This is a genomic window from Rubellimicrobium arenae, from assembly GCF_017916275.1.
Taxonomy (GTDB): domain Bacteria; phylum Pseudomonadota; class Alphaproteobacteria; order Rhodobacterales; family Rhodobacteraceae; genus Rubellimicrobium; species Rubellimicrobium arenae.
Window position 1 is genome coordinate 36,747 of sequence record NZ_JAFMST010000005.1, and the last position, 11,831, is coordinate 48,577.

At 71.3% G+C, this 11,831-nt stretch carries 10 protein-coding genes; all 10 read left to right on the top strand.

What is annotated here, in order from left to right:
* The first annotated feature begins 1 nt into the window (after position 1).
* The 10 genes from J3P31_RS09110 to J3P31_RS09155 all read left to right on the top strand — a co-directional run bounded on the left by J3P31_RS09110 (position 2) and on the right by J3P31_RS09155 (position 11,821).
* Positions 2–577 (top strand): cytochrome b, encoded by a 576-nt coding sequence (locus tag J3P31_RS09110; RefSeq protein WP_210528127.1) that lies wholly within the window; start codon positions 2–4, stop codon positions 575–577.
* Between the two features lie 432 nt (positions 578–1,009).
* Positions 1,010–2,848 carry a dihydroxy-acid dehydratase gene (gene ilvD, locus J3P31_RS09115; RefSeq protein WP_210528128.1) on the top strand — a complete coding sequence of 613 codons (1,839 nt, stop codon included), beginning with the start codon at positions 1,010–1,012 and terminating at the stop codon, positions 2,846–2,848.
* Between the two features lie 271 nt (positions 2,849–3,119).
* A complete protein-coding gene (locus J3P31_RS09120; RefSeq protein ID WP_210528129.1) occupies positions 3,120–5,033 on the top strand; it encodes a methyl-accepting chemotaxis protein in 1,914 nt (637 codons plus the stop codon).
* Positions 5,017–6,477, top strand: a complete 1,461-nt coding sequence (locus J3P31_RS09125; protein WP_210528130.1) for a chemotaxis protein CheW — start codon at positions 5,017–5,019, stop codon at positions 6,475–6,477. Before J3P31_RS09120 ends, J3P31_RS09125 begins: the two co-directional genes overlap by 17 nt.
* Positions 6,474–7,541, top strand: a complete 1,068-nt coding sequence (gene cheB, locus J3P31_RS09130; protein ID WP_210528131.1) for a chemotaxis-specific protein-glutamate methyltransferase CheB — start codon at positions 6,474–6,476, stop codon at positions 7,539–7,541. The genes J3P31_RS09125 and cheB overlap by 4 nt, the downstream gene beginning before the upstream one ends.
* Position 7,542: 1 nt before the next feature.
* Complete coding sequence (locus J3P31_RS09135) at positions 7,543–8,166, top strand: HEAT repeat domain-containing protein (protein ID WP_210528132.1); 624 nt, start codon at positions 7,543–7,545, stop codon at positions 8,164–8,166.
* A gap of 8 nt (positions 8,167–8,174) precedes the next feature.
* The gene (locus J3P31_RS09140; RefSeq protein ID WP_368373045.1) at positions 8,175–9,020 is read left to right on the top strand and encodes a CheR family methyltransferase; all 846 of its coding nucleotides are present in this window, start codon (positions 8,175–8,177) and stop codon (positions 9,018–9,020) included.
* Positions 9,013–9,399 (top strand): response regulator, encoded by a 387-nt coding sequence (locus J3P31_RS09145; protein WP_210528134.1) that lies wholly within the window; start codon positions 9,013–9,015, stop codon positions 9,397–9,399. Before J3P31_RS09140 ends, J3P31_RS09145 begins: the two co-directional genes overlap by 8 nt.
* Positions 9,396–11,570, top strand: a complete 2,175-nt coding sequence (locus tag J3P31_RS09150) for a chemotaxis protein CheA (protein ID WP_210528135.1) — start codon at positions 9,396–9,398, stop codon at positions 11,568–11,570. Before J3P31_RS09145 ends, J3P31_RS09150 begins: the two co-directional genes overlap by 4 nt.
* Positions 11,567–11,821 carry a hypothetical protein gene (locus tag J3P31_RS09155; protein WP_210528136.1) on the top strand — a complete coding sequence of 85 codons (255 nt, stop codon included), beginning with the start codon at positions 11,567–11,569 and terminating at the stop codon, positions 11,819–11,821. The genes J3P31_RS09150 and J3P31_RS09155 overlap by 4 nt, the downstream gene beginning before the upstream one ends.
* Positions 11,822–11,831: the final 10 nt, after the last annotated feature.

Here is an 11,831-nt window from a genome sequence, read left to right on the forward strand (position 1 = left end):
CATGGTCGTGGCCCCATCTGCCGTCCCGACGTTGTCTGCCGGTGCTTACCGGGCTCCGGCCAAGGTCTTTCACTGGCTGACGGCGGCACTCGTCCTCAGCACGATCCCGGCCGGGCAGCTGATGGTCCGGAAGGGGCTGGATCGCCCGCTCCAGGATGCCCTGTTCATCTACCACAAGAACATCGGCATGGTGATCCTTGGGGTCGTCCTCCTGCGGCTCGTGTATCGCATCCGGCACCCACCCCCGCCTTTGCCCCCGAGCGTCCCGGTCTGGCAGAGACGGGTCGCTGGCCTCACGCACGAGGCTCTATATCTTCTGCTGATCGTTCAGGCGGTCTCCGGATACATTCGAGTGAAGGCCGGAGGCTTTCCGATCGAGTGGCTCGACGCCTGGGGCATCCCGAGCCCGGTGCCGCGGTCTGGGGGTCTGGCCGATGCGGCCCAGGCGGTCCACCGCTGGAACCGCCTCCTGCTAATCGCGCTCATCGCGCTTCATATCGGCGCGGCCCTGTTCCACGCAGTGGTGCTGCGCGACGGCGTGTTCCAGCGCATGTGGCCGACGTTCCGGCGGCGCTGATGCGGGCAAAGGGCGTCCGGCCGCCGAGCTTTCACGGATGCGGCGCCCGAATGTCGCCCGTCCGGCGCGCACAGGCGACCCAAAACCAAAGCAGCGACTTCTTCGGCGGCATGTTCTCCTTCTGTCGCGGGGGAACAAGTCGATGTTGTCCAAACCTTTTCCCCGGCAGATGCCAGCCCTGCTTGTCCGCCAGGCAAGCCATTAGCCGCGCTGGCGGATCGCCGGGCGTTCCGGACGCCGAAGGCGGTCTTCCGCCTCGTTCACACGGCGGCTCGGCGGGCCGGTGCGAGGCGCATGGACCGGCGACGTGAGCGCGATCGCGCGGGCTGCCCTGGCCGGGTCGATCCGGCGCCCTCGCGCGTTTGCGCTCTTGATCGTGACGGCGACCCGCGCCATGGGTGCGCAACCCTTGTCCCGCCTGAGGCCCAGCCCATGCCCGCTTATCGTTCCCGCACCACGACCCATGGCCGAAACATGGCCGGCGCCCGAGGCTTGTGGCGCGCGACGGGCATGAAGGACGAGGATTTCGGCAAGCCGATCATCGCTGTCGTGAACTCCTTCACGCAGTTCGTGCCGGGCCACGTCCACCTCAAGGACCTGGGCCAGCTCGTCGCCCGCGAGATCGAGGCCGCAGGAGGCGTCGCCAAGGAGTTCAACACCATCGCTGTCGACGACGGCATCGCGATGGGCCATGACGGGATGCTCTACAGCCTCCCCTCGCGCGAGCTCATTGCCGACAGCGTCGAATACATGGTCAACGCGCATTGCGCCGACGCCATGGTCTGCATCTCGAACTGCGACAAGATCACGCCCGGGATGCTGATGGCTGCCATGCGGCTCAACATCCCCGTCGTGTTTGTCTCGGGCGGGCCGATGGAGGCCGGCAAGGTCACTCTGCGCGGCAAGGAGGTCGCGCTCGACCTCGTGGACGCCATGGTCGCCGCCGCCGACGACGCCGTGACCGACGCCGAGGTTCAGCAGATCGAGCGGTCTGCCTGCCCGACCTGCGGGTCCTGCTCGGGGATGTTCACCGCGAACTCGATGAACTGCCTGACCGAGGCGCTGGGCCTGTCGCTGCCGGGCAACGGCTCGACGCTCGCGACCCACTCGGACCGCAAGCGGCTCTTCGTGGAGGCGGGCCACCTCGTCGTGGACCTCGCCCGCCGCTACTACGAGCAGAACGACGAGACCGTGCTGCCCCGCTCCATCGCCACCAAGGAGGCGTTCGAGAACGCCATGGCGCTCGACATCGCCATGGGGGGATCGACCAACACGGTGCTGCACATCCTCGCCGCCGCGCACGAGGGCGGCGTGGACTTCGGCATGGAGGACATCGACCGCCTGTCGCGCCGCGTGCCCTGCCTGTGCAAGGTCGCGCCCGCCAAGTCGGACGTCCACATGGAGGACGTGCACCGCGCGGGCGGCATCCCGGCGATCCTGGGCCAGCTCGACGCGGCGGGGCTCCTTCACCGCGAGGTGCCCACGGTCCACGCCCGCAGCCTGGGCGCAGCCATCGACCAGTGGGACATCAGCCGCACGAACCACGAATCCGTGCGCCAGTTCTTCCAGGCGGCCCCCGGCGGCGTCGCCACGACCGAGGCCTTCAGCCAGTCCCGCCGCTGGAAGGAGCTGGACCTCGACCGGGAGAAGGGCGCGATCCGGGACGCCGCGCACGCCTTCAGCCAGGATGGCGGCCTTGCGGTGCTGTCGGGCAACCTCGCGCCCGAGGGTTGTATCGTGAAGACGGCGGGCGTGGACGAATCGATCCTCGTCTTCTCGGGTCCGGCCCGGGTGGTCGAGTCCCAGAACGCCGCGGTGGAGGCGATCCTGTCCAACCGCATCAAGGCCGGCGACGTCGTCGTGATCCGCTACGAGGGCCCCAAGGGCGGGCCGGGGATGCAGGAGATGCTCTATCCCACCAGCTACCTCAAGTCGAAAGGACTGGGCAAAGCCTGCGCGCTCATCACCGATGGGCGCTTCTCGGGCGGGACCTCGGGACTTTCGATCGGCCACGTGAGCCCCGAAGCCGCCTCCGGCGGCGCGATCGGTCTCGTGCGCGAAGGGGACCGGATCGAGATCGACATTCCCGCCCGGACCATCACCCTGGCCGTGCCCGAGGACGAGCTGGCCCGCCGCCGGACCGAGCAGGACGCCAAGGGCTGGAAGCCCGCAGCGCCCCGGGCCCGCAAGGTGAGCAGCGCCCTCAAGGCCTACGCCATGCTTGCCACATCGGCAGCGCAGGGCGCCGTCCGCGCGCTGCCCGAGGACTGACCGCCGGACCGGCCCGGTCCAAGCCCTGGGCTGGTTCCCTCCGACCTTGTCGGTTCCGTTCCGACGCGGATCTGCGTCGACATGGTGCCGCATGGCCTTGGACAGGCGACCGCAGGTCGCTTGGGGGTGTCAGGACGGTCCCTCCAGCCTGGGCCGCCCAGGTCGGCGCGGGGCCGTCCCGTGGCGACGTTCGACCGTCGGCCCGGAATCCCCTTGGACAAAGGCGTCCGCCTTCGAATTACTGGCGGCAAAGCAGTTTCGGAGGAATGGGATGCCGCTCAGGAAGTCCGGCGATCTTCAATCGCGCGAGGCTAGGCCCGTGCCGGAGCGCGAGCCGACCGCTCCCGGTCTTCTGCGCACGCGCGAAAGGGCCCGGGCCCGGCAGCAGAAGATCGCGGAGCGGGTCGGCGCCGCGACGGAGGAGCTGGCCAGCGGCATCGCCGAAGCCGCGGCCGCGGCCGAGGAACTCCGGCGCGCCATGACCCAGATCGCCGCCGGCGCCGAGGATGCCGCAGGCGCATCCCAGCAATCCCTGACCGCTGCCACCGCCATCCTGGGGGCGCTGACCGAGGCCCGCAGCCGGGCCGAGGAAGGCCGGCGCCGGACCGAGGCGCTTCAGACCCAACTGGCCGAAGCCAGTGGCCAGATCGGCCTGTCGGTCGCCAGCATCTCGGGCGCTGCCGACCGGCAGGTCGCCTCGGTGGCCACGACGAATGCCCTGCAGCGCCAGGCCGACGCCATCGGAGAGGTCACCCGAAGGATCACGCGCATCTCGGACCAGACGAGCCTGCTGGCGCTGAACGCTGCCATCGAAGCCGCCCGCGCGGGCGATATGGGCCGGGGCTTCACCGTGGTGGCCGACGAGGTGCGGGCCTTGGCCGAGCGGGCCGAGACGGATGCCTCGGACGCGCGTTTGCTGGCCGAACGGATCCGGGAGGAGGCCGTCGAGGTCGCCAAGGCCATCGAGACGGCGGCCGAGGTGGCGGTCCGGGAGGCCGGGCGCGGCCACGACGTCGTGGCCGCCCTCGAGGACATGCGCCGGGACATGGTGACCCTGGCCGACGGGTCCCGCCTGATCCTCGTCCGGTCGATGGAGTCCGAGAGCGCCGCGCGCGAGGTGCAGCGAGGCGCCGATCAGGTCGCCTCGGCCTCCGAAGAGCTGGCGGCCGCCTCCGGCGAGGCGCTCCAGGCGATCGAGCAGCAGAGCACGGCTCTGGATCAAAGCCAGCTCACGGCCCAGGCCCTTGCCGAGGTGGCCGACGACCTCCGCGGCAGCCCCTCCCTGGCCCAGGCGGCGGGCGAGATCGGGGCCGCCGCCGAGGAACTGTCCGGAACGGTCCAGGAGCTGTCCGGCGCCGCGGCGCAGATCATGGCGGCCGTGGAGCAGATCAGCCGGGGCGCGCAGGCCCAGGCCGCGGCCGCCCAGCAGTCGAGCCGCGCGATGGAGCAGATCGAGGCCGGGGCCGACCTGGCGCGCACGACCGCCCGCGAGGCCCTGGACCGCGCGACCTCGGTCCGCGAGATGGTGGGCGAAAGCCGCAGGGCCGTGACCCGCCTGATCGAAGGGGTCGAGCTGTCCCTTCAGGACACCCGGGCCAGCCTCACTCTCGTGGCCGGGCTCGAAGCCGCCGGACGGCGGATCGACCGGATCGTGGACGCGATCAACATGGTGATCGTCCAGACCAGCATGCTCGCCGTCAACGGCTCCATCGAGGCCGCGCGTGCGGGCGAGGAGGGTGCAGGCTTTGCCCAGGTGTCGGCGGACATCCGGGCGCTCGCCCGGGATGCCTTCGAGGACGCGGCCGAGATCCGGGAGGCCGTGCGCGCCATCCAGGATCACGTCGGGAACGTCCGCCGGGAGCTGGAACAAGTGGCCGCCATTTCCGAGCTGGAGGTGCAGAAGAACCGGGCCGTCACGGCTGCGCTGACCCTTGTCGACTCCGAGATCGAGGCGCTGGTTGCGGGCAGCCGCGACATCCTCGGCGGGGTGGACGGCATCGCGACCGCGGCCCGCGAGGCTCGGGCCGGAGCCCATCGGATCGCCGCCGCCGCCGAGCAGGCGAGCAGCGCGACCACGCAGGCTGCCACCGCGGCGCGCCAGCAGGCCAGGGGGGCCGAGGATCTTGCCGCCGCGATCGAGGAGATCGCCCTGCTGGCGGACGAGCTTCATGTCGGGCAGGGCTGACGCCGGCAGCATGACCGGAGGACCGCACAGGTTCCTCCGCGTTCAGGTGGGTGACGCCGCCTGCGCCCTTCCTGCGGACCACGTGCGCGAGGTCATCCGTCTCCCGTCCCTGGTCCGGCTGCCCCGGAGCCCCGCCTGCCTCGACGGGATTGCCAATCTGCATGGACGAGCCTTGCCCGTGGTGGATGCGAGGCGGCTGCTCGACCGCCCCGGCGAAGCAGCAGGGGACCCGGGGCAGGTGGTCGTCCTCGGTGCTCCCGACCTTGTCGGTCTGCGCGTCCACCGTGTCATGTCGCTGATCGAGGTGGCTGCCGACCGGATCCGGCCGATCGGCCATCTGGCCTGGTCCTCCATGCTGGATCTGGACGCGGGCGAAGTCCCGGTCCTCGACCCCGCGCCCGTGCTGGCGCGCGAGTTCCGCGCCCAAGGCGTTCAGCACCGGGTCGGATCGGCTGCGACTCCGCAGGGTTTCGCGCAGGCTGGACGAACCCGCGCCGAACGGATCTCGGTCCTCGGCTTCGTTCTCGCGGGCCAGGACTATGGATTGCCGCTGGGGTCGGTGCGAGAGATCGTCCCGATGCCGCCGGACCTCCTTGAGGCGATGCGCGAGGACGGCGCCTCGCCCGGCCTTATGGAGTTCCGAGGCGCACCCCTGACCGTCCTGTCGGGGCGTCGCCTGCTTGGCGTGCCCCCGCCAGCGACCTCGGACGGACATGTGGTGGTCGTGGCGCTGGGCAACCGGAGCGTCGGTATCGCCGTCGACCGGACCACGGCCATCCGACGGCTCGACGAGACGGATCTCGACCCGGTCTCGCCTCTGCTCGGGCAGGATGCCGGGTCCCAGGCCGAACTGGAGGGCGTCGCGCGTCTGGACGGGGGGCGTCGGCTGGTGGCGCTCCTGTCCCCGGAACGCCTGCTCGATCCCGGCACGCTGCACCGGGTCCTGTCCAGCGAAGCCGCCCCGGCGCGTCGTTCCCTGGCGGCTGATCCAGAAGACATGACCCATGTCCTGACGTTCCACCTGGGGACAAGCGAGTTGGCTGTGCCCATCGAGGTGGTCGAGGAGATCGTGCCGCGTCCGTCCCGGATGTCCCGGCTGCCGCGCGCGCCGGCCTTTTTCGACGGGGTGATGAACCTGCGCGGCCGGGCCGTGCCTGTCCTCGATCTGCAGCGCCGGCTTGGGTTGCCCTCCAGGCCCGCCCGGTCGGACGATCACCTTCTGGTGCTGTCGCATAAGGACCGGCGAGCCGCATTCGTGGTCGACGCCGGAAGCCGCATCGCGCTGTTGCCCGACGCGGCCCTGGACCCCTCGCCGGATGGCGCAGAGGTCGGGCGCGTGGCCAGGATGGGGCAGGGCCGCACGGTCCTCCTCCCTGACGTGGACCGGCTGCTCGAAGGGCTCGACCCGTCCGGGCCTGCGCGGACCGGAGAGGGCGGGGCATGATCCGGCTCCTGATCGTCGACGACTCCGCGCTCATGCGGAAGCTCCTGACCGGGCTGTTCACGGGGCAATCCGGCTTCGAGGTGCATACGGCCCGCGACGGCGAGGAAGCGCTGGCGTTGGCGCGAAGCCTGCGCCCCGACGTGGTCACCCTTGACGTGAACATGCCCCGCATGGATGGCCTGGCCTGCCTCGACCGCCTCATGGTGGAGGCGCCCTGTCCGGTCGTGATGGTCTCGGCCCTGACCGCCAGAGGGGCGGACGTCACTCTCGAGGCGATGCGGCTCGGCGCGGTGGACTTCGTGACCAAGCCCGGCGGCGCCGTCTCGCTCGAGATGGATCAGTTCGGTCCCCTTATCGTAGCCAAGGTCCGCGCCGCCGCGGGCGCCCGGCCACGCCGCAGCCTGCGGCTGTCCGAGGTCGTCCGTCATCGCGTCGGTGCCGGCAGCCCCGTGGCCCGCTCCACGCGCCTGCAGGAGGGGTGGGGGCCCGTCGCGGAAGGTCTGGTGCTGGTCGGGACCTCGACAGGCGGCCCGCCGGCGCTGGAAAACCTGCTGACCCGCCTTCCCGCAGGGTTCGCCTGGCCGCTTCTCGTGGCCCAGCACATGCCCGCCACCTTCACCGGCGCGCTCGCCCGACGCCTGAACGGCCTTTGCGAGATCGAGGTGGTCGAGGTGGACCGACCCATGCCCCTTCGGCCCGGGCGGGCCTATATCGGCCGGGGCGACGCCGACCTGCTCGTGGCGCGCCGGGGCAGTGAGCTGGCGGCGGTCGTTGCCCCCGCCTCGGATCGCTACCTCTGGCACCCGAGCGTGGACCGGCTGGTCGAAAGCGCCATGGAGCACATGCCGCCGCGTCGCCTCATCGGCGTGCTGATGACCGGCATGGGCCGCGACGGCGCCGAGGCCATGACGCGACTGCGCGGCCAAGGCGGCCGAACGATCGCCGAGTCGGAGGCGACGGCAGTCATCTGGGGAATGCCCGGGGAACTGGTCCGCGCGGGCGGGGCCGACATCGTCGCGCCCCTCGACGAGATCCCGCTCAACCTTTGCCGCATGGTGCCCTGACATGCCCCTGACCCGCCGCGACGGCTCCAGCCCGATCCCTCCGGCCGATCCGACGCCGACGTCCCGGCCAGACCCGTCGTCCCCCGATCCCGAGGCGCGGCGCGCGGCCACCAGGCTCCTGCCGCCCAATCCCGAGAGCGCCGGGCCGCTGGGTCGCATGCTCGCCCACGAGCGCGATGGCAGCGTCCGGGAGGCGATCCTGACGGCGCTGGCGCGGATCGGCGGGGATGCTGCCGTCGCGGCGCTCCTCCCGCATCTTCGATCCGATGATGCCGCCCTGCGGTCGGCCGCCCTGACGACGCTTCAGGGGCTCCCCGCCACGCTGGCGCAGTTGCCGGCGCTCCTGGCGGATGAGGACCCCGACATCCGCGTCCTGGCCGCCGAGATCGCGCGCGCCATGCCCGCCGGAGAGGCCGCCGCCCTCCTGTGCGGCATGATCGCCCGGGAACGGGAGCCGAACCCCTGCGCGGCCGCCGTCGAGGTTCTGGCCGAGATCGGCGGCCCGGACTGCCTGCCCGTGCTCGAGGCCTGCGCGGGTCGGTTCGCGTCGGAGCCCTTCCTGGGCTTTGCGATCCGTGCGGCCTCCGCCCGGATCTCGGGCGGCCGGGCGCCCGCCACGCGATGACGTCCGCCGTGCCCCCGCGCGCGACGGCGGACGAGTTCCAGCGCCTGTGCGATTTCCTGTACCGCCGGACGGGACTCTCGTTCACGCCGGCGCGCCGCTACTACGTCGACCGCCGGCTTGCGGCACGGATGGAGGCGACGGGGGCCGCCACCTTCCCGGATTATTTCGCGCGGCTCAGGGCGGACGCGGGCGGGGAGGTCGAGCATCTCGTCAACAGCCTGACCGTCAACGAGACCTACTTCTTCCGCGAGGATCACCAGCTCCGCTGCCTGACCTCCTCCATCCTGCCCGGCGCCGTGGCGCGGAGGGTCCCCTCCGAGCCGGTCCGGATCTGGTCCGTTCCCTGCTCGACCGGCGAGGAGCCCTATTCCATCGCGATCTGGCTTCTGGAGAACTGGCCGCCCATCGACGACGTGGACGTCGAGATCGTCGGGTCCGACATCGACACCCTTGCCCTGGCGGCGGCCCGCGACGGCATCTACGGCCGCCGTTCCCTTTCGCGCCTCCCTCCGGCGCTGGTCACGAAGTACTTCGACCAATCCGGCGACGAGTCGTGGCGGATCATCGACGGCCTCCGCGAGTCCGTGCTGTTCACGGAGGCGAACCTGATCGATCCGGCAACCGTCGGCGCCCAAGGCCGGTTCGACGTGATCTTCTGCCGCAACGTGCTGATCTATTTCGACGACATGTCCCGCCGCGTCGCCGCGGAGAACCTTTACGACGCCCTCGTGCCCGGAGGATACATCTGCCTGGGGCACGCGGAATCGATGAGCCGCATCTCCCCGCTCTTCGAGGTGCGCCGCCACGAGGAGGCGATCGTCTACCAGCGGCCGGAAGGGGACGCGCATGACTGACCCAAGGCGGCGCGTGCTCGTGGCCGACGATTCCGCGCTCCTGCGGCAGTGGTGCCGCCATGCCCTGGAGCCCGCAGGCTTCGAGATCGAGGAAGCCCTGAACGGCATCGAGGCGCTGGAAAAGGCTCTGGTCTCTTCGTTCGACCTCATCATCGTCGACGTGAACATGCCCTACATGGACGGGATCACCTTCCTCCAGTCCCTCCGCCGCCAGCCGCTGCCCCTTGGGGGAACGCCGACTCTCGTGGCGAGCACCGAAGGCGGTCCGCAGGACCGGGAGGCGGCCCGGCAGGCCGGGGCGAACTTCTACCTGGTCAAGCCTCTCGACGAGGACGTGCTGCGCCGCCACGTCGCCGCCCTGACGGGGGCCGCGGCATGAGCCCCCTGGACGAGCAGTTCCTGATCGAATGCCGCGAGCTCACCGCCCAGGCCGCAGAGGATATCGTCGCGCTCGAGCGTGATCCGGGCGACATCGGACGGTTGGACCGTCTGTTCCGGGTCGTGCACACCCTCAAGGGTTCGGCCGCCGTGATGGAGCTTGCTCCGATGTCGCGCCTCATGCACGCGTCGGAGGATTGGCTGGGCTCCTGGCGCGGTCAGGAACGGCTTCCGGCCGGAGCCATCGACCGGGTGCTCGCCATCCTGGACCAGACGGAGTCCTGGCTGGGCCACTTCGAGGCCGAGGGCCGCCTGCCCGAGGACGCCTCGGCCACGGCGGACAGGCTGCTCGAGGGCACCGGGTCCCACGGGGGGGCCAGCCCCGTCGGGCCGATCCCGGAGGCACCACCCTGGGCGCAGGAGATGCTGGACGACCTTACGGACATTCCGGCCGGGCCCATCGTCGCCCTGGACTACGAACCCCGTCCCGGGTGCTTCTTCGACGGCGACGACCCGCTGGATCTCGTGCGGCGCCTTCCGGGCCTCCTGGCGGTCAGCGTCGTGCCCCGTGACCCCTGGCCACCCATCGAGCAGACGGACCCCTTCACCTGCAACCTCCGTATCCGCGCTCTCGCGGCGGCGGACCCGGGAACGGCGCGCGACCTCGTCCGGCTTGTGGCCGATCAGGCCCGGATCGCGGTCGTGGAACCTGCGCCCGAACGGGCGACCTCCGCCGATGTCCTTCTGAACGCCATCCTGGCAGAGCAAGGCCTGCTGCTCCGGACGCCCGCCGAACCGGGTGATCTGTTGGGGCGGCTGGCTTCGGCGGCGCGATCGGCGGTGAATGCGCTCCGGCACGCCGGTGCGGGTGAACGTGCCGACCGGATCGACGCCGCCGGGGCCGCCGCCTTGGCCCAAAAGGACCCGCGGCCGCTTCTCGCCGCGCTCGAGGAGCCCTGGTCCGCTGGACCCGCCGGCTCCGAGGCGCCGGCACCGACAGGCGCGAGCCCGGCGACCCGGGTAGACTCGGCCCGCATCGACCGGCTCGCGGACCTGGCGGGCGAGATCGCCGTCGCGCGAAATGGCCTGTCGCACCTGCTCGGCCGCGCGTCAGGCGACATGGCGGCGTCCGATCTCCTGAAGCAACTGGCCGAGCGTGACGCCGAGCTCGGGCGCCTGACCGTGGTGCTCCAGCGGGCCGTGGCGGACCTGCGGCTCATGCCCGTGGGACCCGTGTTCCGGCGCTTTCCCCGCCTCGTCCGCGAGACCGCCCGAAGCCTCGGCAAGCAGGTCCTGCTGGACATGTCCGGTGAAGGCACCGAGGTCGACCGGACCATCGTCGAGTCCATCCACGAACCGCTGCTCCACCTTCTCAGGAACGCGCTCGATCACGGGATCGAGCCGCCGGAGGAGCGTCGTGCCGCGGGCAAGCCCCCGGAGGGCCGGATCACCCTGAGGGCCGCGCCCGACGGCGACCGCGTCGCGATCGAGGTCGGCGATGACGGCAGGGGAATCGACCCCGCCGCGCTCCGCCGCAGGGCGGTCAGGCAAGGGGTCGTGACCGAGGCCGCCGCCCTCGCCATGTCCGACGAGGAGGCGGTCCAACTGGTGCTTCGGTCCGGTGTCTCGACCGCCGCGCGGGTTTCCGACCTGTCGGGGCGCGGCGTGGGCATGGACGTCGTGCGCGACGCCGTCGAACGGGTGGGCGGCACGCTCCAGATCCTGAACCGGCCCGGCAAGGGAACGACCTTCCGGCTCCTGCTGCCGATCAGCATGACCGTGACGCGCGTCATGGTGGTCCGCGCCGGCACCGAGCGGTTCGGGCTCCCCATGGATCGCGCGCTGCAGACGGTCCGGATCCCCCGGGAGCGCATCCACCCGATCCGGAGCGGGGCGGCGTTCGTCCTGCGCGACCGCACGGTCCCGTTGGTGGGGCTGGCGGATCTGCTTGGGTTGACGGGTGTCACGGGGGGCGATCAGGCGCTGGTCGTCGTGCTTGCCACTCGCAGCGGACCGGTCGGCTTCGAGGTGGACGGCATCGAGGATCGGCTCGACGCCCCGATGCGGCCGCCCGAGGGTCTCCTTGCCAACATGCCGCACCTGCTGGGCACCACGGTTCGCGGGGACGGGCAGGTGCTCCTCGTGCTCGAACCGGAGGCGTTGCTGCCATGACCGTCCGACGGCAAGGGTCCGCGATCGTGCTGGAGGGGCGCTGTTCCGTGGACGAGGCGGAAATGCTCGCCCTGCTGCTTCGTGACGCAGGCGCCGCCACGGTCGACTGGCGCGGCGCGTCGCATCTCCATACGGCGTTGGTGCAGCTTGTGCTTCAGGCGGGCCGGCCGGTCCAGGGACCCTGCGGCGATCCCTTCGTCGCCCGCTGGATCGAGCCGATCACGGTTGCAGCCCCACCGGGCGGATTGTAACCTGATGATG

Excerpts from the sequence above, each read along its gene's own strand:
- J3P31_RS09110 (WP_210528127.1), top strand. The coding sequence starts at position 2 with ATGGTCGTGGCCCCATCTGCCGTCCCGACGTTGTCTGCCGGTGCTTAC.
- cheB (WP_210528131.1), top strand. The coding sequence starts at position 6,474 with ATGATCCGGCTCCTGATCGTCGACGACTCCGCGCTCATGCGGAAGCTC.
- J3P31_RS09145 (WP_210528134.1), top strand. The coding sequence starts at position 9,013 with ATGACTGACCCAAGGCGGCGCGTGCTCGTGGCCGACGATTCCGCGCTC.
- ilvD (WP_210528128.1), top strand. The coding sequence starts at position 1,010 with ATGCCCGCTTATCGTTCCCGCACCACGACCCATGGCCGAAACATGGCC.
- J3P31_RS09120 (WP_210528129.1), top strand. The coding sequence starts at position 3,120 with ATGCCGCTCAGGAAGTCCGGCGATCTTCAATCGCGCGAGGCTAGGCCC.
- J3P31_RS09155 (WP_210528136.1), top strand. The coding sequence starts at position 11,567 with ATGACCGTCCGACGGCAAGGGTCCGCGATCGTGCTGGAGGGGCGCTGT.
- J3P31_RS09135 (WP_210528132.1), top strand. The coding sequence starts at position 7,543 with ATGCCCCTGACCCGCCGCGACGGCTCCAGCCCGATCCCTCCGGCCGAT.
- J3P31_RS09150 (WP_210528135.1), top strand. The coding sequence starts at position 9,396 with ATGAGCCCCCTGGACGAGCAGTTCCTGATCGAATGCCGCGAGCTCACC.
- J3P31_RS09125 (WP_210528130.1), top strand. The coding sequence starts at position 5,017 with ATGTCGGGCAGGGCTGACGCCGGCAGCATGACCGGAGGACCGCACAGG.